This window comes from Oliverpabstia intestinalis (assembly GCF_009696065.1).
Classification (GTDB): Bacteria; Bacillota; Clostridia; order Lachnospirales; family Lachnospiraceae; genus Oliverpabstia; species Oliverpabstia intestinalis.
Map to the genome: position 1 here is coordinate 78,468 of NZ_VUMS01000003.1, position 24,373 is coordinate 102,840.

Annotated in this window: 17 protein-coding genes and 1 tRNA gene; 13 read left to right on the forward strand and 5 right to left on the reverse strand. The window is 45.1% G+C overall.

What is annotated here, in order from left to right; translation table 11 throughout:
* Nucleotides 1-186: 186 nt before the first annotated feature.
* Complete coding sequence (locus FYJ57_RS02155) at nt 187-2,811, reverse strand: transglycosylase domain-containing protein (RefSeq protein ID WP_205839891.1); 2,625 nt, start codon at nt 2,809-2,811, stop codon at nt 187-189.
* Nucleotides 2,812-2,958: 147 nt separating this feature from the next.
* Between FYJ57_RS02155 and FYJ57_RS02160 the strand changes: the two genes are divergently transcribed.
* Nucleotides 2,959-3,624, forward strand: a complete 666-nt coding sequence (locus FYJ57_RS02160) for a YigZ family protein (RefSeq protein ID WP_118315841.1) — start codon at nt 2,959-2,961, stop codon at nt 3,622-3,624.
* A gap of 74 nt (nt 3,625-3,698) precedes the next feature.
* Here FYJ57_RS02160 and FYJ57_RS02165 read toward each other — a convergent pair whose 3' ends face one another.
* Nucleotides 3,699-4,217 carry a peptidylprolyl isomerase gene (locus FYJ57_RS02165; protein WP_022171644.1) on the reverse strand — a complete coding sequence of 173 codons (519 nt, stop codon included), beginning with the start codon at nt 4,215-4,217 and terminating at the stop codon, nt 3,699-3,701.
* 105 nt (nt 4,218-4,322) lie between these two features.
* Between FYJ57_RS02165 and FYJ57_RS02170 the strand changes: the two genes are divergently transcribed.
* On the forward strand, nt 4,323-4,997 hold the full coding sequence (locus FYJ57_RS02170) for a YkgJ family cysteine cluster protein (protein ID WP_154431360.1): 675 nt from the start codon (nt 4,323-4,325) through the stop codon (nt 4,995-4,997).
* 87 nt (nt 4,998-5,084) lie between these two features.
* Here the strand turns inward: FYJ57_RS02170 and FYJ57_RS02175 are convergent, their stop codons facing one another.
* Nucleotides 5,085-5,861 carry an NTP transferase domain-containing protein gene (locus FYJ57_RS02175; protein ID WP_022171642.1) on the reverse strand — a complete coding sequence of 259 codons (777 nt, stop codon included), beginning with the start codon at nt 5,859-5,861 and terminating at the stop codon, nt 5,085-5,087.
* Between the two features lie 237 nt (nt 5,862-6,098).
* Between FYJ57_RS02175 and FYJ57_RS15760 the strand changes: the two genes are divergently transcribed.
* Both FYJ57_RS15760 and FYJ57_RS02185 read left to right on the forward strand, forming a co-directional pair.
* Nucleotides 6,099-8,666, forward strand: a complete 2,568-nt coding sequence (locus FYJ57_RS15760) for a L,D-transpeptidase family protein (protein WP_154431361.1) — start codon at nt 6,099-6,101, stop codon at nt 8,664-8,666.
* Between the two features lie 329 nt (nt 8,667-8,995).
* On the forward strand, nt 8,996-11,410 hold the full coding sequence (locus FYJ57_RS02185; protein WP_205839892.1) for a L,D-transpeptidase family protein: 2,415 nt from the start codon (nt 8,996-8,998) through the stop codon (nt 11,408-11,410).
* 341 nt (nt 11,411-11,751) lie between these two features.
* Here FYJ57_RS02185 and FYJ57_RS02190 read toward each other — a convergent pair whose 3' ends face one another.
* Together FYJ57_RS02190 and FYJ57_RS02195 are read right to left on the reverse strand one after the other, a co-directional pair.
* Nucleotides 11,752-12,129 carry a BlaI/MecI/CopY family transcriptional regulator gene (locus FYJ57_RS02190; protein ID WP_154431363.1) on the reverse strand — a complete coding sequence of 126 codons (378 nt, stop codon included), beginning with the start codon at nt 12,127-12,129 and terminating at the stop codon, nt 11,752-11,754.
* Between the two features lie 374 nt (nt 12,130-12,503).
* Nucleotides 12,504-12,577 (reverse strand) — tRNA-Arg (locus FYJ57_RS02195).
* 196 nt (nt 12,578-12,773) lie between these two features.
* Between FYJ57_RS02195 and malQ the strand changes: the two genes are divergently transcribed.
* From malQ to ispG, 9 genes are all read left to right on the forward strand, one after another.
* On the forward strand, nt 12,774-14,324 hold the full coding sequence (gene malQ / locus FYJ57_RS02200; protein WP_154431364.1) for a 4-alpha-glucanotransferase: 1,551 nt from the start codon (nt 12,774-12,776) through the stop codon (nt 14,322-14,324).
* Complete coding sequence (locus tag FYJ57_RS02205) at nt 14,290-16,026, forward strand: ABC transporter ATP-binding protein (RefSeq protein WP_154431365.1); 1,737 nt, start codon at nt 14,290-14,292, stop codon at nt 16,024-16,026. Before malQ ends, FYJ57_RS02205 begins: the two co-directional genes overlap by 35 nt.
* Nucleotides 16,023-17,762: an ABC transporter ATP-binding protein gene (locus FYJ57_RS02210; RefSeq protein WP_154431366.1), complete on the forward strand. Its 1,740-nt coding sequence runs from the start codon at nt 16,023-16,025 to the stop codon at nt 17,760-17,762. The genes FYJ57_RS02205 and FYJ57_RS02210 overlap by 4 nt, the downstream gene beginning before the upstream one ends.
* Before the next feature lie 713 nt (nt 17,763-18,475).
* Nucleotides 18,476-19,024, forward strand: coding sequence for a VanZ family protein (locus tag FYJ57_RS02215; protein WP_154431367.1), 549 nt, complete (start codon nt 18,476-18,478; stop codon nt 19,022-19,024).
* Nucleotides 19,025-19,179: 155 nt separating this feature from the next.
* On the forward strand, nt 19,180-20,031 hold the full coding sequence (gene thyA / locus FYJ57_RS02220) for a thymidylate synthase (RefSeq protein WP_154431368.1): 852 nt from the start codon (nt 19,180-19,182) through the stop codon (nt 20,029-20,031).
* A 114-nt stretch (nt 20,032-20,145) separates the two neighbouring features.
* The gene (locus FYJ57_RS02225; protein ID WP_154431369.1) at nt 20,146-20,634 is read left to right on the forward strand and encodes a dihydrofolate reductase; all 489 of its coding nucleotides are present in this window, start codon (nt 20,146-20,148) and stop codon (nt 20,632-20,634) included.
* Between the two features lie 84 nt (nt 20,635-20,718).
* Nucleotides 20,719-22,056: a 5-bromo-4-chloroindolyl phosphate hydrolysis family protein gene (locus FYJ57_RS02230; protein ID WP_154431370.1), complete on the forward strand. Its 1,338-nt coding sequence runs from the start codon at nt 20,719-20,721 to the stop codon at nt 22,054-22,056.
* 13 nt (nt 22,057-22,069) lie between these two features.
* Nucleotides 22,070-23,203 (forward strand): toxic anion resistance protein, encoded by a 1,134-nt coding sequence (locus FYJ57_RS02235; RefSeq protein WP_154431371.1) that lies wholly within the window; start codon nt 22,070-22,072, stop codon nt 23,201-23,203.
* Nucleotides 23,204-23,261: 58 nt separating this feature from the next.
* Complete coding sequence (gene ispG / locus FYJ57_RS02240) at nt 23,262-24,371, forward strand: flavodoxin-dependent (E)-4-hydroxy-3-methylbut-2-enyl-diphosphate synthase (RefSeq protein WP_268878793.1); 1,110 nt, start codon at nt 23,262-23,264, stop codon at nt 24,369-24,371.
* Nucleotides 24,372-24,373 lie beyond the last annotated feature (2 nt).

Below are 24,373 nucleotides of genomic sequence, written 5' to 3' on the forward strand. Positions count from 1 at the left end.
AAATCGTTGTCTGAATGTAACTATTCAGTAGTCACTGTGAAGGTACTGAACAGTTACGTCTGAATAACAAAAAGAACGGATACAAATCCATGAAAAACATGGTATTGTATCCGTTCTTTTTGTTGCATTGTATCGCGATAACCGGTCCGGTGGACTAATTATGATTCCATCTGTTATGTGGATCTGTCAGGCGGCCGGAGCTGCATCCTGTCCGCCGGTATCCGGAGTGGCAGGATCACCGCCTGCAGCCGGAGCAGAAGCATCCGGTGGTGCAGCATCGGTGCCACCGGTATCCGACGGTGTTGCGCCAGCACCGGCATCCGTTGTTGTGCCATCTCCGGTCGCAGAATCTGTGGTTTCTCCGGTAGTGGTATCACCATCTGTATTGATCTCAGAGTCGGAAGGACTTGCTTCCGGTGAGGGCAATGGAGGTGGTGTAGGAGCCACATAATGGCGGGTACACCGCACAGTAGGAATTGTAGAAGTTTCAAAATATTCTGTACGGGTTGGGCATCCGGAACCTGCCAGCAGTCCGCTGGAGGTACAGATCGTAGCCTGCTTTACAGTGGAAGGAATCTCGAAATCCACATAAGGAAGATCCGCATGAATCCGGCCCATAACCTTTTTCCACAAGTTTTTATGGAAAGATTTGCAGTCATCTTCCAGAAATTCGTTGGTGTCATAACCTGCCCATACGGCACAGGTGTAATATGGTGTAAAACCTGCAAACCACACGTCACGAGTTGCAGAAGTTGTACCTGTCTTACCTGCTACCGGCATATTATCCAGTTTCAGACCGTTACCGGTACCACCCTCATCGTTGACAACACTTTCGAGAGCACTTGTGAGCAGATAAGCGGTGCTTTCACGGAAGACTTCGGTTGTTTTTGGTTTGTTTTCCAGTACCACATCCCCGTTCTGATCCAGAATCTTGGTATAAAATACCGGTTTGGTGTAAGTACCACCGTTAGCGATTGCAGCGTAGGCAGCAGTCAGTTCCAATGTGGAAACACCGTTGGTGATACCGCCCAGGGCAGTAGGTTCTCTGGCGTCATCGAAAACCTGACCGTTGATTACTTCGTGATCGGTAACTTTTTCGAACCCTAGATCTTTCAGATACGTATATCCAAGTCGTGGGGTCACATCACGGAAGCACTGTACGGCAATGGTATTACAGGAATACTTGAGAGCATCACGGATCGTCATGGTACCGCGATAACCGCTGTAGGCATTTTTAACCGGGCGGTTTGTATTCTCATAAGTGATGGCCTGATCCACATAAGTGTCTGCCAGAGTAAGTCCAAGATCATTGATAGCAGGTCCGTAAACAGCCAGCGGTTTGAAAGTAGAACCAGGCTGGCGGTAGGTATCGGTTGCCCGGTTCAGAGTAAGACTGGCAGTCTTTTCACCACGTCCTCCGACCAGAGCTTTGACATATCCGGTGTGCTGGTCAATGATAACCATAGAAGATTGTGGCTGAGGAGCAAAGCTGATTCGTTCGGCAAGAATAGTTTCACCTTCACCAACGACGGCTGCTTTATATTCATCCACATAGTGTTGTGCTTCTTCTTCGGAGTCAAATAAAAGATCAAAATTATCTTCTCCATGATCTTTGAAATATAGTTTCATCATTTCTTTACTATAGTTCTGGATGGTTCCGTCTGCTTTCTGCACTGTCAGGGCCCAGTCGATACCGAGCTGTATATGAGCCGGGAAGTTTTCTTCATTTTGATATTCTTCATCCAGGATAGACTGAATTGCCGGATCCTGTGTGGTATAGATCCGAAGACCACCACTGTAAAGTGCATTTTGTGCCTGTACTTTTGTATAGCCTTTCTGTTCCTGCAGATCGGTAATGATCTGCGAGGTCAGTTCATCAATGAAATAAGAGTACGGGGTAGCGGTTTCCTGGGAAGAATCTGTTTCCTGGATCCGTTCATAGACGTTGTCAGCAAGCGCTTCCTGATATTCTGCTTCGGAAATATATCCCTGATTCCGCATATTGGTCAGTACCTTTTTGCGACGTTTTGCATTTTCTTCCGGAAAACGAATCGGATTATATGCATAAGGATTCTGGGGGATTGCAGCAAGTACGGCACATTCGGAAAGTGTCAGATCTTCGCTGTTTTTCCCAAAATAGCGCTGAGCCGCGGCCTGAACACCATAAGTTCCCGCAGACAGATTGATGGTATTCAGATAATTTTCCAGAATTACACTTTTGGTATCCATTCCTTCGGCAGTCAGGGAAGCTTCCAGCTGGAGTGCCAGATACTGTTCCTGGATCTTACGCTTGAAACGTTCGATCTTACCTTCGTTGGTCCAGTTGGTAAATACATTATTTTTCAGAAGCTGCTGTGTCAGAGTACTGGCGCCCTCATTAAAATGAAATCCATGGGAGACACCGTTTACAAAAGCACGTAAAATTCCCTGGATATCAATTCCATTATGTTCGTAAAAACGTTCATCCTCGATGGCAACGATTGCATGCTGCATATTCAGCGGAATCTTGCTGATCGATACCGACATACGGTTGGCATTGGGAGCGGACAGTTTCTGAAGCTGATTACCATCTGCATCATACACGAAGGTGGCATTTCCACTGGGCATGATGTTTACATCAGAGATATCCGGAGCAGTATCGAGAATAGCACGGAAAGCGCCAATCCCCATGCAACAGAAGATCACACATACTGCAGCAAAACTCAGAAACAGAATGCGCAGAAAAGTGACACCCGCCCGTTTTCCTCTTTTCGAGGAGGCGGAAGACAGTTGTTTTCGCTTTTTCTGGGTGGAATTTTTTCCAAAATTCATTTGTGTACCTCCTTTATCCTGCTTATTATAGCAAATTTCAAAATTCAATAAAAGACTGAATTAAAAAGTTCACATTTTCCTTGCATCCAGAAAGGAAAATCCCCTATAATAAAAAAACAATGAATGATACTTATAAGGAGAATTACCATGTTGGAGCGATATAAAACAGTCTATCGTGGAAAAGAAGGGGAAATTATTGAAAAGAAATCCCGCTTTATTGCTACGGTACGTCTTGTGGAGACAGAAGAAGAAGCGCTGGCATTTATTGAAGAGATGAAGAAAAAGTACTGGAATGCCACCCATAACTGTTTTGCCTATGTGATCGGAGAGCGGAGAGAATGTGTGCGATGCAGTGATGATGGAGAACCAAGTGGAACAGCAGGAAAACCCATGCTGGATGTGTTACTCGGAGAAGAGCTGTATAACACAGCGGTTGTGGTAACAAGATACTTTGGTGGAACGCTTCTGGGAACCGGAGGACTTGTACGTGCGTATTCGAAGGCGGTACAGGAAGGTCTGGCACAGAGTGATCTGATCGAAAAACAGTATGGAAATATCCTGGAGATCGGAACGGATTACAACGGGGTGGGAAAGATCCAGTATCTGATCGGAGAAAATAAAATTCCGGTGCTTGAGTCTGAGTATACGGATAAAGTACGGTTTCAGGTACTTCTTCCAATGAGTGAGACAGAACACTTTCAAAAATTGCTGACAGAGGCAACAAATGCACGGGCCAGTCAGGAGATTGTGGATAGCTGCTATTATGCGGTGTGGAACGGGAAGATACTGATGGGGGATGAACTGAGAGGGTGAGAAACGCCGGTGCCGAAAATGACACCGACGTTTTCCCTGCGTTTTGACAGATCAATTGTTTTGAAATTTCCAGATTAAACAGTCACCGGTTCCGGATAAGTCTCGCCCAGTGTGTCGATTACAATAGTTGCAATCACCTGATCTTCCAGTGGTCTGTCACGGAAATCAGTTGGCACTTTGGCGATTTTGTCAATGACATCAAGACCTTCTGTGATCTTACCGAAGGCTGCATAAGCACCATCCAGATGAGGGGAGGTCTCATGCATGATGAAGAACTGACTTCCCGCAGAATCCGGATGCATGGCACGTGCCATGGACAGAACACCAGGGGTGTGCTTCAGATCGTTGGCAAAACCATTCTGTGCAAATTCTCCTTTGATGGAGTATCCGGGACCACCCATACCGGTTCCCTCCGGGCATCCGCCCTGGATCATGAAACCGGGAATGACACGATGAAAGATTTTTCCATCGTAGAAATGTTTGTTTGCCAGGCTGATAAAGTTGTTGACGGTATTTGGTGCGATTTCAGGATAGAGTTCGCCCTTCATCACATCACCGTTTTCCATTGTGATCGTAATAACAGGATTTGACATGATAAACGCTCCTTTTTCTTTTCATTTTTCAGCTGTTACAGCTGTCAGAACTCATTATAATATGGAAAGAACAAAGGCGCAAGAAAAAGAATAGATGAGGAAATTATGGAAAGAGAAATTGATTTAAAGAAAATATCTGATGGAAAATTATATACAAATAAAGATATGGTAAAGGCAGGATGCGGTGAATGTCAGGGGTGTTCTGACTGCTGTCGGGGGATGGGAAACTCGATTTTTCTGGATCCAATGGATATTTACCGGCTGACAACAGGATTGGAATGTACGTTTGAAGATCTTTTAAGTACCTGTGTGGAACTTCAGGTGGTGGACGGATTTATCCAGCCGAATATGAAGATGACCGGAAAAGAAGAACAGTGTCCGTTTTTAAATGAAAAAGGCCGCTGTAACATCCATGCGATCCGCCCGGGGATCTGTCGGTTATTTCCACTGGGAAGATGCTATGACGGTGAAGGTGGATTTCAGTATTTTCTTCAGATATATGAGTGCAAAAAAGAGCCGAAGTCCAAAGTAAAGATCAAAAACTGGCTGGGCGTGGAAGAGATCGGAAGATATGAGAACTTTGTGGCACAGTGGCACTATTTTCAGAAAGATGCCCGGAAGGTGTTGGAGGGGATTTCACAGGAAGCACTGGTAAAGAAACTTCATCTGTATCTGCTGACACTGTTTTATCAGAAACCCTATGATGGAAAACGGGATTTTTACCGTCAGTTTGAGCAACGACTTCAGGAAGCAAAACAGCAGATTGGTATTGCAGGATAAACAAAATCAGACAATACTCGTTCCGGTGTACACAGATACGGAGAGAGTTCCTGCCCGTATAAAAGGCGATAAATGATCAGGGAACGATCAGGTTGCTTTCAGCGAATCCCTGTAGGGGATATAGGAAGTATCGAAAAGACAGAGTTCATCGAGACTGTTAAACTCCCGGACAATACCTTCTGGATATTTTCGAAGAGTCAGGGAAAGTTCGTCCAGATGATTACTGTAAAAAGCTTCCCAACTGAGGTCTTTTGAGCCAGGGTCATCGTATTCTTTCTGCATCAGTTCACAGAAACGGGCAGAAAACTGATTATCCCAGTAAGCGGGACCGGTCATATACCAGCAATTGCTGCCACCTTTTCGAATACGGGAAATTTTTCCGTTAAAACCGGTAGTAACACATAACTTGTCTGTTTTTTCTGAAGAAAAAGTACCGGCGTAATAAGATTCATATACATAAGAATCAAAAATATTTTCCATACAGTACAGATCAGAACAACAGATGTATGAATTCTTCAGCACTTTTCGTGCGGCATAAATAGATGAAAGATTATTTCGGACTGCATACTCTGTATTTTCAATCAGATACACACCATATTTTTCTGCCAGATAAGAAAATGCTTCTTTTTGATGACCAACCACGATATAGATTTCCGGAATCTCAGCCTCGATCAGCTGACGGATCATCCTTTCAATAAGAATCTCTCCCTTGACTTTCAGAAAAGCTTTAGGCTTCGTATCAGACAGAGGTTTGAACCGGGAACACATACCGGCGGCAAGGATGATGGCATTGTCTACATGATAAGGACGGAGCGCATCATAATTTCCGTTTTGAAAGCAGTCATCGAACTCAGACTTTACCATAACGAAAGAATCCTCCTGTGAATAAAACACAATAATAACGTTACGATTGTAGTGCAGTTTTCAGGGAATGTCAAGAAAAATGGTGTGGGGGAGAAAAGGCTGCAACCAAAAAACACATAAAGAGACGGAAATGTAAGAAATCTGTAACGAAATATGATTAGAATATTAATATAAGTATAATACAATAAAATAAAAAGTGTACGTTTGTATGTACGGAAAAATACAGGAGGGGAACAGATGAAAAAGAGAAGAGGCATATTATTCGCTTTGGGAATTGTACTGTCATTATCGGTGGCTGTTCCGGCGGTAGCAGCAGAAAATGTAACAGGTACTACTGTTACACAGGATTCTGTCGAGAATGAACAAGAGCAGGAAGCATCGAAAGAAAATGAGACAGATGCAGCTCAGATTCCACAGATACAGGATGAAGAAAAATCTGCAGATGCTGCCGGGGCAGAAAAAGAAGTTGCACCGACATGGGAAAAACATAAAACTGATGGTGGAGAGGCCTGGCGGTTAAAACTGGGTGAGAATAGCTATGCACATGACACATTCTATACCAATGATGGAAAAACATACTATATTAATAAAGACGGTGATATGACGACCGGATACGTCAAAGTGGATGCTTCAGCAACAGATCCGTCAGCAACAGATCCGTCAGCAGTTAAACTCGATCCGGGATTGTACTATTTTTCCAAAGAAGGAAACGATCCTTCCATAGATACTTTTGGAAGTATGTTGAAAGATTGCTGGGCACAGGAAGCAGATGAAAACGGTGCATGGTATTATCTGGGACTAGATGGAAAAGCGGTAAATACCGGAGAAAAAACAGGATGGCAGCAGCCGGAAGAAGACTGGTATTATCTGAAAGAGGATGGAACCATTGATACTTCTAAAACAGGCTGGGTGCAGATTGAAAATGTATGGATGAAAGCCGACAAAGGTGTGGCGGCTATTCAGAATGCGGGCTGGTATCAGATTGAAAACAGATGGTATATGCTGAAAAACGATGGAACCAGAGACACTTCTAAAGTGAACTGGCAGCAGATCAACGGAAGCTGGTATTTCCTGAAAGCTGACGGAAGCAGAGATACTTCGAAAACCGGTATGCAGACAGGAATAAATGGAAAAACCTATTTTCTGAATGCAGAAGGAGTACCACAGAACGGATTCCAGACAGTAAACGGCGTTGCCTATTATTTTGATGTGCAGGCAGGAACAGCAAGACAGCTGGGAAATAATTGGCAGCAGATGAATGGTGCCTGGTACTGGATCGAAAACGGAAGGGTGGCAACCGGCTGGAGAGTAATCAATGGTAAGTGGTATTATCTGAATCCGGCAGACGGAAGAATGCTCACCGGATTCTATAAGGATGCAACCGGACAGTTGTTCTACAGTGATGGAAGCGGCGCAATGTTAAGTACTACCGGCTGGTATCTGCTGAACGGAACCTGGTACTGGGTAAATGGAAACGGATCTCTGGCAACCGGCTGGATCAATGTTGGCGGAACCTGGTACTACATGGGGGAAAACGGTGCTATGAAAACCGGCTGGTATCAGGTGAAAGGTGTGTGGTATTATTCCAATGGAAGCGGAGCGATGCAGACCGGCTGGCTGAACCGTGGAGGAACCTGGTATTATCTGACGGGAAGCGGAGCGATGGCAACCGGTTGGATCAATCTGGGAGGAACCTGGTATTACCTGAACCCGGGCAATGGTGATATGAAAATTGGCTGGTATCAGGTGAATGGTGCATGGTATTATTCCAATGGAAGCGGAGCGATGCAGACCGGCTGGCTGAATCGTGGAGGAACCTGGTATTATCTGACGGGAAGCGGAGCGATGGCAACCGGTTGGATCAATCTGGGAGGAACCTGGTATTACCTGAATCCGGGCAATGGTGATATGATGGGTGCCGGCTGGCATCTGATCAACAACAAATGGTATTACTTTGGCGGAAGTGGTGCTATGTACAGCAATCGCTGGATCGGTAACTATTATGTCGGTGGAAACGGTGAGATGCTGACGAACACCTGGGTTGGTTCTTACTGGGTTGGAGCAGATGGAAAATGGATTCCTAATTATGACCCGGATGCTAATGCCAACTGGGTGAAATCCGGAAATACCTGGTACTATCAGAGACCGGATGGAAGCAAACTGACAAATTCCTGGAAGAGAATTAATGGAAGCTGGTATTACTTTGGCGCAGACGGTGCCATGACAACCGGCTGGAAATATGTAGATGGTTATAAATTCTACTTTGGCACAGATGGGAAAATGGTACAGGATGTAGACAAGCTGATTGGGAAACAGTCCAGCTACAGAATTACAGTAAACAGAGTTAAGTGTCAGGTTACTGTATATGCGGCAAATGAAACCGGTAATTATTGTATTCCGGTAAAAACGTTTACCTGCTCGGTAGGTAAAGCAGAAACACCAACACATGCAGGAACCTATGCAACCCTGAAGAAACAGAATCCAGTAGAGTTGATGGGACCGTCTTGGGGTAAATATGGAACACAGATTAATAATTATGGTGACTGGTTCCATTCGGTAGCCTGCAGTAATCCGGATCCAACTTATGCGCTGGCAGCTGGAAATTATAATATGTTAGGTCAGCCGGCATCCCATGGATGTGTACGTCTTTGTGTACGAGATGCAAAATGGATCTATGATAATTGTGGTCTGTACACAAGAGTTGATATTTCGGATACCGAGTACACACCGTTTGACAAAGCACCGACTATTAAGATTCCGGCAAGTCAGAACTGGGATCCTACGGATGCAGACGCAAAAAGATAAATACATCGAACAGATCAGAAGAAGTCTTCTGATCTGTTTTTTGTTATATTACATATCAATAATTGATCCAGTGAATTAATTTTGACTTACGCGAGCAACGAGCCAAAGTCCGTGCTTGCACGAGTCCTTAGCGACTGCCGCGATAACTTGTGAAATTCGCGTAGCGTGTTGCTTATAGTTTATAAGTATAAGTGACTTAATAAAGAAAGCAGGTGATCTGTTTCTTACGATTTGCTGAATATCTGCTTTTTATGCTTGAAAAGCCCAGATAATTGTACTAGAATAAGACAGGTATAAGGAAAAAGATCCCATTTGAGAGGAGAATGATAATGAAAAGGAGAGCAAGTCTTTTATTTGGACTGGGAGTTTTAGTTTCTTTATCGATGTCTGTTCCAACCTATGCGGCTACGGATAACACACAGAGTATTCCACAGACGCAGGAAGTACAGCAGAATGAAGAAGGAACAGAAACCAGTAGTTATAAAATATCTGGAAAAACAGAGAATGGTCGGTGGCAGTTGCAGAAGCAGGATGGAACAGCCGTGACCGGACAGAATGGTTTTTATATAATGGGCGAATATTGCTATTATGTAGATGCAGATGGTTATATCTGTACTGGATTTGTGGATGCATCAGCGAATGAAACAACAGGAAAAGTAAAGATATATCCATCTGGCAAAACCACAGAAGCAGGTACATACTATGCATCAGAAGATGGAGATACACCGGAAAAAGGACTGGGAAATATCCAGAAGAGCAGCTGGGTAAAACAGAATACTGAACAGAATACTGCGTGGAGATATCTGGATGAAAATGGTCGGGCAGTGGATACAACAGAAAAAGCTGGCTGGCAGAATATCCAGAAAACCTGGTATGCTCTGAAAACAGACGGTACGGTAGACGAGTCTGTGAATGGTTGGGAAAATGTCGGCGATATATGGTTCAACAGCACAAAAGGTGTGGGAACAATTAAAACCGGCTGGCAGAATGTGGCAGATAAAACCTGGCTTTATCTGAAAGATGACGGTACTGCCGACAAAACAAAGAACGGTATGCAGAACATCAATGGCAAAGTATATTTCCTGAAAGACGGTGTTGCACAGTCCGGAAAGCAGGCAGTCAATGGAAAAGAGTATATGTTCGATGCGGCAAATGGAACTGCAACACAGGTGCTTGGCAATGGCTGGCAGAAGATTGATGGCAATTGGTACTGGTACGAAAACGAAGCACCGGTAAAAGGCTGGAGAGTAATCAATGGCAAATGGTACTATATGGAAACTAGTACCGGTGTTATGAAGACCGGATTTTTCCGTGATGCAAACGGCGGTCTGTACTACAGCGATGGAAGCGGAGCTATGGTAGGCAATCCGGGATGGAATGTTATCGGCGGTAAGTGGTACTGGATGAATTCCAATGGTTCTATTTACAGTGGCTGGCTGAATCGTCCGAGCGGCTGGTATTATCTGAATGCCGATGGTTCTATGGCAACCGGTTGGGCAAAAGTAGGAAATACCTGGTATTATATGAATGGAAGCGGAGCGATGCAGACCGGTTGGCTGAACCGTGGAGGCACTTGGTATTATTTGACAGGAAGCGGAGCGATGGCAACCGGCTGGTATATGGTTGGAGGAACCTGGTATTACAGTAACTCTGATGGTGTTATGGTAACTGGCTGGGCAAAAGTAGGAAATACCTGGTATTATATGAATGGAAGCGGAGCGATGCAGACCGGTTGGGTTAAAACAGCCAGTGGTTGGTATTATCTGACAGGAAGTGGAGCAATGGCGACCGGTTGGTATGTAGTTGGTGGAAACTGGTACTACAGTAATTCTGACGGAACAATGCAGACTGGTTGGGTAAAAGTAGGAAACAACTGGTATTATATGGATGGAAGCGGAGCAATGGCAGCAAATCGCTGGATCGGCAACTATTATGTGACAGGAAGCGGAGCAATGGCAACCAATACATGGATCGGTTCTTATTGGGTAGGTGCTGATGGAAAATGGGTTCCTGGATATGGCAGCAGTGCTGGGACGACAGCAGGTACTGGTGGAGCCGGCTGGCAGCAGGTAGGAAATACTTGGTATTATGCAGACAGTAATGGAAACAGAGTTGCAAACAGATGGCTGAGAATCAAAGGCAGCTGGTATTATTTTGAATCGAACGGAGCAATGGTAACCGGTTGGAGACGTATCAATGGTTACAAATATTATTTCAATGCTTCCGGAGCAATGGTACAGGATCTTGACAGCGTCATCGGACGTCAGTCTTCCTACTATATCACTGTAAACCGTGTAGCATGTCAGGTAATGGTATATGCAAAGAGTGAAACAGGAAAATACGATATTCCGGTAAAAACATTTACATGTTCTGTTGGTCTGCCAGGCACACCAACACCGACAGGTACGTTTACAACACCTGCAAAATATCGTTGGCATACCCTGATGGGACCATCTTATGGTCAGTATTGTACAAGAATCGTAGGTGGTGTATTATTCCACTCTGTAGCTGGTTCTAACATGACCAGTCACAATCTGAGTGCCGGTAACTATAATATGCTTGGTCAGCCGGCATCTCATGGATGTGTGCGCCTCTGCGTAAGAGATGCAAAATGGATCTATGATAATTGTGCACTTGGAACCACAGTAACAATTTCTGACACAGCAGCAATGTTGTTTGATAAACCGGCAACAATTAAGATTCCGGCAGGTCAGGATTGGGATCCAACAGACCCAAACGTATAATTATATAATAGAAAACTGTCCGTAGACTGAAATGTTTACGGACAGTTTTTTGTTTTACAGGAAATTGTGTTCCTGTAAAGCAAAAAACGCTCCGCGAGGATGCGCACTTCGGTGTATAAGGTAGATGCTGCAAGCGACCGCCGCAGACGCGAGAATGTGCCTTGGCACATTCTTTGTTCTTACGTTGCATATCAATAACTGGCCCGGTGGACCAATTTTGATTTTACGGAAAACATAAAACACCAGGTAACGAGAGATTACCTGGTGTACATGAAAATTCATATTTTATTTTTGAAAAGCAGATCATGTGGTCTGATACGCGGTGAAACAACAACAGGGTATTAGTAATGTTCAAGAATTTCCCGGATTCGCTGTGGAAATTCAGCACTCATATTTTCTGATTTTACATAAGCGGCAAGAAAATCAAGAACTCCTGTTTCAGTATCACGGCTTTGAGAAATGGCATTTAAGAATGCCTGCTGTTCTTTGTATGCTTCTTTTGAAATAGCAGCAACATATGCTTTACCGGTTCTTGTATAAGATTTCCCAATCGAATCAACTTTCAGATAACCTTTATTTTCAAGGACAACCAGTGCGGGAGCTACCGTATTTCTTTTTAAAGCAGGCGATGCTTTTAAAATTTCCGAAATCAGACAAGGATGATCCATGTTCCATATGGTATTCATAATCTGTTCTTCCCTGGGTGTCAATCCATACATATTTCTATCCTCCGTAAAATTACATATTCTATAGTAGTTTCGTAACTATTCAGTAGCCACTGTCCCACGAGGTGTTTTGACATGAATATGTCAAAATCCCGAGACATACAAGCCAAAATGCCATTACCGAAGGTGATTTTTTATGCATTTTGGGTCGTAACTGTGAAGGTACTGAACAGTTACGTAGTTTCATACAGAAAACCCCATCTCCAACACATCCTAGTATAAAGAAAGGGATGAAAAAAATCAATAGAATTGTAAAAAAATCAAACGATTTATTGACTTTTTGACATGGGATCCTATAAATAATCCGAGGAACTGCTTTTTTGAAATGATAAAACAAAAACCGCCAGAATCAAATTCTGACGGTTAAGCGTGCGTTAGAGGATTCGAACCCCCGGCCTTTTGGTCCGTAGCCAAACGCTCTATCCAGCTGAGCTAAACGCACATTTTTGTTTGTGTTGTTCGGTTGTCCCTCACAACAAAGCCTATTATAAGGGAGAGTTAGTCAAATGTCAACACTTTTTTTGAAAAAAATTAAATTTTTTTAATTGTTAGAAAAACAGGCAAAATTATGGGATTGCTTGAAAAGAAAGAAATGATGTGCTAATGTTAGTAAGAGAATACACAGGGAGGGTATACAAATGAGAGCAAGTGGTGTGTTGATGCCTGTTTCTTCTTTGCCGTCCAGATATGGGATCGGTTGCTTTTCGAAAGAGGCATATGAATTTGTGGACTGCCTGGAGCGTGCAGGCCAGTCAAAATGGCAGGTCCTTCCATTAGGACCTACCGGATATGGAGATTCTCCGTATCAGCCGTTTTCCACATTCGCAGGTAATCCGTACTTTATCGATCTGGATATGCTGGTGGAAGAAGGTCTCCTTTTTAAAGAAGAATGTGAACAGCTGCAGTGGGGATGGGATCCGAGATTTGTAGATTATGAAAGAATCTACTTTTCAAAAAATGAGATTTTGAGAAAAGCGTACGGGCGTTTTGATGCAGATGATAAATTTTATGCTTTCTGTAAAAAAGAGCAGGAATGGCTGGAACCGTACTGTCTGTTCCGTGCTATCAAGGACAGCCAGAACGGTGCACTGTGGACAACCTGGCCGGAAGAACTGCGAAAAAGTGATTCCAAAGAAGTGCAGAATAAGAAAAAAGAGCTGAAAAAAGAGATGGAATACTACCAGTTTCTGGAATATGAATTTGACTGTCAGTGGAACAAACTGAAAACATATGCTAATAAGAAGGGAATCACCATTATCGGAGATCTTCCAATCTATGTGGCTATTGACAGTGCGGATGCATGGGCGAATCCGATGATGTTCCAGATGGACGAGAATGGTGTGCCAAGTGCTATTGCAGGCTGTCCCCCGGATGCATTTTCAGCGGACGGCCAGATGTGGGGCAATCCGTTGTATGACTGGAAAACACAGAAAAAAACCGGATACAAATGGTGGATTCAGCGTATGAAGAGAAGTCTTGTATTATACGATACCGTGCGCATCGATCATTTTCGTGGATTTGCAGAGTATTATGCGATTCCGGCGGACGCAGAAAATGCATTGGAAGGAGAATGGAAGGAAGGTCCTGGCATCGATCTGTTCCGGGCGATGGAAAAAGCACTGGGAGATATGGATGTGATCGCGGAAGATCTTGGAACTTTGGATGAGAAAGTTTTTGATCTGATGGACAAGACAGGATATCCGGGGATGAAAGTCCTGCAATTTGCTTTTGATTCCGGTAATACAAACTTTTATCTGCCGCATCGCTATAAGAAAAACTGCGTCGTATATACAGGAACTCACGACAACGATACGACAAAGGCATGGTATTATGGCATGAACGACTGGGCGAGAGAGTACTCCAAAGCATATCTGAATAATTATGACCGCCCGTGGGAAGACATCCCGTGGGATTTTATCCGGGCGGCAGAAGCCAGCGTTGCCGATCTGGCAGTGATTCCGATGTGGGATCTGTTGTGCTGTGGCAGCGAAGGAAGAATGAATCATCCATCCACACTGGGGGAAAACTGGAAATGGAGGATGCTTCCGGGCGAGTTCCGTGAGGATATCATCGGACGACTGCGCTGGCTGACAGATACTTTCCAGAGAATGCTTGTTCCTCCGAAAATCGAAGAAGAGCAGGAGGAAAACGAAGATGAAACAGATGCTTCAGTATCTGAAAGCGTATAAAAAAGAGTCGATTATTGCACCGCTGTTTAAAATGCTGGAAGCCAGTTTTGAATTGCTGGTTCCGATCGTTATGGCAAATATCATCGATGTCGGTATCCAGAATGGCGACAAGCCGTATATCTGGAGAATGTGCGCGCTGATGATCGCACTGGGCGTGCTGGGACTGGTGTGTTCCCTGACGGCGCAGTATTTTGCTGCAAAGGCGGCGATGGGATTTGGAACGGCACTGAGAAAGGCACTGTTTGGACACATCAACAGCCTGAGCTATAACGAACTGGATCAGATCGGAACGCCGACACTGATCACCCGTATGACCAGTGATATCAACCAGGCGCAGACCGGTGTCAATATGATGCTCCGTCTGTTCCTGCGTTCTCCGTTCATCGTCATCGGAGCAGTTGTGATGGCTTTTACTATCAGCGCAAAACTGACGATCATTTTCCTGATTGCAGTACCGTTAATCGGACTGGCAATTTATCTGATCATGCGTATCACTGTACCGATCTATAAAAAAGTACAGAGTATTCTGGATCAGATCGTGCTTCATACGAGAGAAAATTATGTAGGTGCCAGAGTGGTACGTGCATTTTCCAGGGAAAAAGATGAGACGGAACAGTTTGATGAAATCAGCGGCAACCTGAAAAATACACAGCTGTATGCCGGTAAGATTTCTGCACTGATGAACCCGATCACCTATGTGATGGTCAATATCGCGATCCTGTGTATCCTGTGGTTTGGCGGCTGGCAGGTACAGATCGGCAGCGTATCCCAGGGACAGATTGTGGCGCTGGTCAATTATATGAATCAGATTCTGCTGGCGCTGGTTGCACTGGCGAACCTGATTGTTGCTGTAACAAGAGCACTGGTTTGTGCGATACGTATTAATGAAGTTTTCCGGGTAAACAGTTCCATGAAAGAGGGCGCTGAAGAAAAAAATACGCAGGAAAGCGGGAAACCGAGAGTCGTGTTTGACCATGTGACTTTTACTTATGGTGGGGCGCAGGAAGCTTCTCTGACAGATATCAGTTTTTCGGCAATGCCGGGAGAAACGGTTGGAATCATCGGCGGTACCGGATCCGGAAAGTCCACACTGGTTAATCTGATTCCACGGTTCTACGACGCTACAAAAGGTTCGGTTACTGTAGACGGTCAGGATGTGAAAGCTTATACTTTCCGGCATCTGCGTGAGAAGATTGGTGTGGTTCCCCAGAAAGCAGTTCTGTTCCTGGGAACCATCCGAAGTAATCTTCAGTGGCGTAAAAAAGATGCGAAAGAGAGAGAACTGTGGAAAGCCCTGCAGATCGCGCAGGTGGAAGAAGTGGTGAAGAAGAAACAGAAAGGGCTGGATGAAAAAGTAGAGACCGGTGGAAGAAACTTTTCCGGAGGACAAAGACAGCGGCTGACCATTGCACGGGCACTGGTCGGGGAACCGGAGATTCTGATTCTTGACGACAGTGCTTCCGCACTGGACTTTGCAACAGATGCGGCTCTGCGAAGATCCATTAAAGAAAGTACCGGAAATGCAACGGTATTCCTGGTATCCCAGCGTGCGGCAACCGTAAAAAATGCAGATCAGATTCTGGTGCTGGATGACGGAAAACTTGTGGGGAAAGGAACGCATGAGGAATTATTGAAGAATTGTAACGTATATAAGGAGATCTGTATGTCACAGTTTTCCAGTCAGGAGGTAGCACAGTTATGAAAAACAAAAAGACCATAAACCGTGTCCTGAAACTGATTCGCCCGTACACGTATCTGGTGGTCAGTATTCTGGTACTGGCGGCAGTCACAGTAGCAGCTACCCTGTATTCGCCCATCCTGATTGGCAAAGGTGTGGACTGTATGATAGAGAAGGGGCTGGTAAGCTTCCCGGATCTGAAACTGGTGCTGCTCCAGCTGGCAGTGGTGACTGCAATCTCTGCGATATCTCAGTGGGTGATGAGTCTTCTGACCAATAAAATGACATACAAGATCGTAGATGATATCCGCAGACGGGTATTTGCCCATATGGAAATTCTTCCGCTCCGTTATATGGACGCGCACCAGCCGGGTGATGCGATCAGCAGAATTTCCACAGATGTGGATCAGTTTTCCGACGGTCTTTTAATGGGATTTACCCAGCTGTTTTCCGGTGTGATGACGATTCTCGGAACACTGGGATTTATGATATCCATCGATGGAAGAATCACGCTGATCGTGGTATTGATCACGCCGTTATCTTTTTTCGTGGCAAACTTTATCGCAAAACGTACATTTACCATGTTCCGTCTGCAGTCTGAGACGAGAGCAGAGATGACTTCTCTGGTAGAAGAAATGGTGGGAAACCAGAAAGTGGTTAAAGCATTTGCCTATGAAAAAGAGGCGGAGGAACAGTTTGATGATATTAACCAGAGACTGCAGTCCTGCAGCCTGAAAGCGACCTTCTTCTCTTCCATTACTAATCCTTCCACCCGCTTTGTCAACGGACTGGTGTATACGGGCGTTGGTATTTTCGGTGCATTTTCCGCGATCCAGGGAAGAATTACCGTTGGTCAGCTGAGTAGTTTTCTGAATTATGCCAATCAGTATACCAAGCCGTTTAACGAGATCTCCGGTGTGGTGACAGAACTTCAGAACGCGCTGGCATGTGCGGGAAGAATCTTTCATTTTCTGGACGAAGAACCGGTACCGGAGAATGCGGCAGATGCTAAGACGCTGGATCAGGTGGAGGGCCGCGTGAGATTTGAGGATGTAAGCTTTTCGTACACCAGTGAGGTGCCACTGATCGAACATATGAATCTGGAAGTAAAACCGGGACAGCGGGTGGCAATTGTAGGTCCGACCGGATGTGGTAAGACGACAGTAATCAATCTGCTGATGCGTTTTTATGATATAAATAAAGGAAAGATCACACTGGATGGTGTACCGATTCAGAATCTGACCTGGGAAAGTCTCCGTTCCAGTTACGGAATGGTGCTTCAGGAAACCTGGCTGAAAACGGGTACGATCCGGGATAATATCTCTTACGGAAAACCGGATGCCACAAGGGAGGAAGTGATCGAAGCAGCAAAACAGGCTCATGCCCACAGTTTTATCAAACGTCTTCCGAAAGGATATGACACGGTGATGGGTGAGGACGGCGGAAGCCTGTCCCAGGGACAGAAACAGCTGCTTTGTATCGCCAGACTGATGTTACTAAAACCGCCGGTACTGATTCTGGACGAGGCGACATCTTCCATCGATACGATGACAGAGATCCGTATCCAGAAAGCATTCCAGAAACTGATGGAGGGACGGACGAGTTTTGTGGTGGCACACCGGCTGTCTACCATTAAGGAATCGGATGTGATTCTGGTTATGAAGGACGGACATATTCTGGAGACCGGCAAGCATGAAGAACTGTTGGAGAAGAAAGGGTTCTATGCACAGCTGTATCAGAGTCAGTTTTGTAACGTGTAGATAGGATATGCAAAAAAGGGACGCGCTAGATCCCGGATGGAACATTCAGGCAACATGGGCAGGGGAACTTTGAACTAGCCGCTAACTTCGACTAAATTCACGCGGGTCAGCTGACCCGCGTGAAAGTCTACGTAAGCGTCGGATTTCAAAGCCTCCCCTAACCGCCCATAAAGTGTTGCCTGAACGTTCCATCCGGGATCTGGCGCTGTTTGTTTGCAAAGGGGAGGGTGTGAAGGTCGCAGGCGGGAGGTTGTGGCTGATAGCCCAAAATACGAACAAGTGAATTGGTTATCTATCTATCAGAAAATTATTAGTAGATGGGAAAATAGGGTGTTTAGGTCGATAAAATTGTGTGTGTAGTCTAGAGATTAAAGTATATAATATAAGCCAGATTAGTTACAGGAAAAGTCAGCAGAGGGAGAGTAGCACAGGGGCGGGGACACTTTGTGGGCGGTTAGGGCAAGCTTTGAGATCCGACGCTTACGCAGGCTTTCGCGAGGGTCAGCTGACCCTCGTGAACCATAGCCGAAGTTAGCGGCTAGCTTAAAGTTGCCCTGCCCACGTCCCCGCCCCTGTGCTACTCTCCCTCTGCGTCCCTCCTGAATACACTCTCCTAACAAACTTTGACATAACCGCCTAAAAATGCTATAGTATAGACCAAATCTATTTCACCCAAAACCAACGAATCCAAAAATCAAAAAGGGGGCAAACCCATGTTTCATAAAGTCATCATCACCCTTCTGAAACCCTTATCCTTCCTCCCGGCTCTTCTGGTTATGTATATGATATTTTCTTTTTCGGCGCAGAACGGTACGGAGTCGGGTGATCTGAGTTTCAAAGTGAGTGTAAAACTGGTGGAAGTCGGATCAGAAGTGCTGGATATGAAACTGACGGACAGCGAGATTCAGATGTATGCGAACAAATACCATCATTATGTAAGAAAACTCGGCCATATGACCGAATACTGTGTATTGGCGATCACGCTTTGTGTGCCGTTGTATGCGTACGGTGTGCGGGGCATCTGGCTGTATCTGCTGGCGGGATTGATCTGTGCCGGATTTGCGGCAACGGATGAATACCATCAGTCGTTTGTGGCCGGACGTGGGCCGTCGGCGCGGGATGTCTGCATCGATACGTTTGGAGCCATGATCGGCATCACAGGAACACAGATTGTCGGCTGGGCAGCCGTAAAGAGCACGAAAGAACTGGAAAGAGAGCGGAAACGCAAAAGAAAGCAGAAAAGAAGAAGGCAGAAACGCTGATCGGAAAAGAAGAACCGTGTTACTGGGAACGGAGTGAACAGTAAAACAGATGGGCGGAAGTGTCAGAATAAGATTGAATTAGGTGTATCGCTATATTATAATTAAATCAGTGATTTTGATCTGGCGAAGAGCCGGTTCGAAAAAGGAGGAAAGCAATGAGTTACGCAGATGATTTATTTATCCGCATGTGTCAGGATATTATAGATAACGGATTAAGTACGGAGGGAGAAAAAGTGCGTCCGGTGTGGGAAGATACCGGGGAGAGCGCTTACACGATCAAGAGGTTCGGTGTGGTCAACCGCTATGATCTTTCAAAAGAATTTCCGGCACTGACACTTCGGAGAACAGCACTGAAAAGTGCTTTTGATGAGATCCTGTGGATCTGGCAGAAAAAATCGAATAATATTCACGATCTGAACAGCCATATCTGGGATAGCTGGGCAGATGAAGACGGATCCATCGGAAAGGCCTACGGGTATCAGCTGGGAGTGAAGCACCAGTATAAAGAGGGCATGATGGATCAGGTCGACCGTGTACTGTATGATCTGAAAAACAATCCATACAGCAGAAGAATCATGACGAACATCTACGTGCATCAGGATCTGCACGAGATGAATCTGTATCCCTGTGCGTATTCGATGACATTTAACGTGACAAAAGAAAAAGACAGCGACAGACTGACACTGAACGGTGTGTTGAACCAACGTTCTAATGATGTGCTGGCAGCGAATAACTGGAATGTCTGCCAGTATGCGCTGCTTCTGATGATGATCGCACAGGTATGCGATATGAAAGCGGGCGAACTGCTTCATGTGATTGCGGATGCTCATATATACGATCGCCATATCCCACTGGTAAAAGAGCTGATCAGCAGAGAAACTCATCCGGCACCAAAGGTATGGCTGAATCCGGAAGTCAAGGATTTCTATGCATTTACTGTGGAGGATCTTCATGTGGAAGATTATGTGACAGGACCACAGATTAAAAATATTCCGATTGCTGTGTAAGAAGATGATTTTTAATGCATTTTGGCTCGCAACGGTGAAGGTAGTGAGCAGTTACAAGCAGACAATGAGCCGGGAAAACAGAAAAATAAAAACGTATCAGACAGGAGAATAATAATGAATCTTATTGTAGCAGCAGATAAAAACTGGGGCATCGGAAAAGACAACAAACTTCTGGTGAGCATCCCTTCCGATATGAAATTTTTCCGTCAGGAAACCATGGGAAAAGTAGTAGTTATGGGAAGAAAGACTCTTGAAAGCTTTCCTAACGGTCTGCCGTTAAAAAACAGAACCAACGTGGTACTGACCAGCGATAAAAATTATCAGGTGAAAGATGCAGTGATCGTACACAGCATCGATGAAGTTCTAGAAGAACTGAAGAAATATGATGATGATGAGATCTACGTCATCGGTGGAGGAAAAGTTTATGAAGAACTGCTTCCATACTGTGATGTGGCGCATGTGACCAAGATTGATTTCGCTTTTGAGGCGGATACTCATTTTCCGAATCTGGACGAGGATCCGGAGTGGGAAATCACTGCAACCAGCGATGAACAGACGTATTTTGATCTGGAATATACATTTGTAAAATACGAGAGAAAGTAATAAGAAAAAAAGGTAACTGTGAGGGTACTGAAAAGTTGCAAAAAAAGAAAGCAACAGGAAAGACCGGGAGGACATTGGGTCAACATGGAAAAAAACGATTGGCAGGATCAGAAAAATAATAATGGAAGCGATTTTATGAAAGTTGTCCAGGATGCCATCAACAGCGGGGACTATCAGCAATTAAACGAGCAGGTGCGAAAGACAGTCAGTGCTTCCGTACAGGAAGTGTACAATATGGGTGGAAAACTGCAAAATGGTATTATGGAGGGGATGCGACAGGCAGGAAACGGACTGCAGGAAGGTCTGAAAGAGGGCATGAACAGTGCACAGCGGGAGTGGAGAGAGTCAGCAAATACAGGCTGGAAAAAAACAGAAGTGACATACCGTACGAATTACGGCAAAGATCATACACCGGCATATCAGTCGGGTGCCTGGAAGCGGACACAGCAGGGGAAACAGCTGCCGGCCATCTATGCACCGAATCCGCCGGGAAAAATCACAGGAACGATTCTTGCCATCACAGGATACTCTCTGACCGGTGTATTTGCACTTAGTACTATTGTGACAGGAATCGTGACAGCCATTTATCCCGGTGTACCGTCAATCATTGCAACCGCCACCGTGGGAGGCATTACAGCGGCAAGTCTCGGAATGGGAATCACCGGAACTGTGATCCGTGGCAGAGTGAAGAGATTCCGCCAGTACGTACAGCAGATCGGAGACCGGGCATACTGCAATATCAAAGAACTAGCCGATAAGACCGGAAAGACAGAAACTAAGGTTCGTAAGGATCTGAAACTGATGATTGAGAAAAGAATGTTTCTGCAGGGGCATCTGGATCAGAAAGAAACCTGTCTGATCGTTACGGACGCGATGTATCAGCAGTATCTGGAGACGGAAAAACAGGCGAAAATCGTACAGATGCAACAACAGCAACAGAAAGAACAACGCTCCCGGATGCCGGAAGAGTGCAGAAAGATCCTGGAAGAAGGACAGGAATACATTACTTATATTCATAAGTGTAATGACGATCTTCCGGGAGAAGAAATTACCAGAAAACTGAGCCGTCTTGAAACTATCATCACCCGTATCTTTCAGGAAGTGGAAAAACAGCCGGAACTGGCTTCAGATCTGCGCAGATTTATGAATTATTATCTGCCAACCACAAGAAAACTGGTGGATGCTTATCGCGAGATTGAACTGGACAGCTTCAGGACAGAACAAAATGAAAAGACGAAAAAAGAGATTGAAGATACCCTGGATACGATCAATCAGGCATTCGAAAAACTGTTAAACAGTTTCTTTGAGGAACGTGCCATGGATATTTCTTCGGATATTTCCGTGCTGCATTCCATGCTTGCGCAGGAGGGACTGACTCAGGGGGCATTTGAGCAGAAAACGGGATATAAAGACCAAACATGAGAAGGAGAACGATATGAGTACACTGGATGAGATGGAGATGCCAACGCTGACCTTTGATCCGGCTCCGGAACCGGAAGAAAAGGCACCGGTAGTTCCGGTACAGGAAGAAAAAGCAAAACTGGATGACAGCATGTTAAATGATAAAGAACGTCAGATGGTGGAGAGTTTCGCAAAACAGATCGACCTTCATAACACCTACGGCATTCTGCAGTACGGTGCGGGAACCCAGAAAAAAATGGCCGATTTTTCTGAGAAAGCACTGGAAAATGTAAAAACCAAAGATCTTGGATCTGTGGGAGATATGTTGACGAATGTGGTGACTGAACTGAAGAGCTTTGATGCGCAGGAAGAAGAAAAAGGATTTTTCTCTTTTCTGAAGAAGCCGGTGGACAAAATCACCAGTATGAAGACAAAGTATGACAAAGTAGAGACAAATGTGGAAAAAATCTGTACAGCCCTGGAAGATCATCAGACACAGCTGATGAAAGATGTGGCGATGCTGGATCGGATGTATGAGCAGAATCTGCTGTATTTTAAAGAACTTTCCATGTATATTCTGGCAGGAAAGAAGAAACTGGAAGAAGTAAAAACGACCGAACTGACACAGCTGATGGCAAAAGCACAGGCAAGCGGACAACCGGAAGATGCACAGGCAGTCAAAGATCTGACAGGGCTGTGTGACCGGTTTGAAAAGAAGATCCATGATCTGGAGCTGACACGTATGATCTCGATTCAGACAGCACCCCAGATCCGTCTGGTACAGAACAGTGATACCATGATGGTGGAAAAGATCCAGACTACGGTAGTGAATACGATTCCGCTGTGGAAGAGTCAGATGGTACTGGCTCTTGGCGTGGAACATGCCTCTCAGGCAGCACAGGCGCAGCGTCAGGTTACGGATATGACCAACGATTTGCTCAGAAAGAATGCGGAAGTGCTGAAAGTGGCATCTGTGGAAGCAGCGAAAGAGTCTGAGCGTGGTATCGTAGATCTGGAAACCCTGCAGAATACCAACGCATCTCTGATCTCTACCCTGGACGAAGTGATGCAGATCCAGGCAGACGGCAGAATGAAACGACAGGCAGCAGAAGTGGAACTTCGGAAGATGGAAGATGAACTGAAGAATAAGCTGCTGGAGATTCGATAGTTGTAAAATAAGGGAAATCAGAAGAAAGTAAACAGTGACAAAGACGGAATCATATCAGATGCATAAAAAGGATGGTTTATGCAGAAGAGAAAAGAAAAAGGAAGGTGCAGTGATGTATCGGGAACATACAAAAACAATTAAAATCGGAAATCAGGTGATCGGTGGCGGACATCCGGTGCTGATTCAGTCGATGACGAATACCAAAACAGAAGATGTAGCGGCGACGGTTGCGCAGATTCTGACATTGGAAAAAGCAGGATGTCAGATCATCCGCTGTGCTGTGCCGACGATGGAGGCTGCAAGAGCACTGGGAGAGATCAAAAAGCAAATTCATATTCCTCTGGTAGCAGACATTCATTTTGATTATAAACTGGCAATCGCAGCGATGGAAAACGGTGCGGACAAGATACGTATCAATCCGGGAAATATCGGAAGCCGGGAACGCATCCAGGCTGTGGTTGATGTGGCGAAAGAACGCCAGATTCCGATCCGTGTCGGTGTAAACAGCGGTTCGCTGGAAAAAGAACTGGTGGAAAAGTACCACGGAGTGACGGCAGAAGGTCTGGTGGAGAGTGCTCTGGATAAAGTAAAGATCATCGAGGATATGGGATATGATCAACTGGTGATCAGTATCAAATCCTCGGATGTTTTGATGTGTGCAAAAGCCCATGAATTAATTGCTCAAAAAACGGATTATCCGCTCCATGTGGGAATCACTGAGGCGGGAACTCTGTTTTCCGGAAATATCAAGTCTGCAGTAGGACTTGGTATCATTCTCTACCAGGGCATCGGCGATACAATCCGTGTATCCCTGACCGGAGATCCGTCAGAAGAAGTCAAATCAGCCAAACGGATCCTGAAAACACTGGGACTTCGAAACGGCGGCATCGAAGTCGTATCCTGTCCGACCTGCGGAAGAACGCAGATAGATCTGATAGGTCTTGCCAATAAAGTAGAAGATATGGTACAGGATATTCCACTGGATATCAAAGTGGCTGTTATGGGTTGTGTGGTAAATGGACCGGGAGAAGCAAAAGAAGCAGACATCGGAATTGCCGGAGGTAAAGGTGTGGGACTGCTGATCAAAAAAGGAGAGATTATCAAAAAAGTACCGGAGGATCAGCTCTTAGAGACACTCCGGGATGAGTTACTTCACTGGAATGCGTAAGT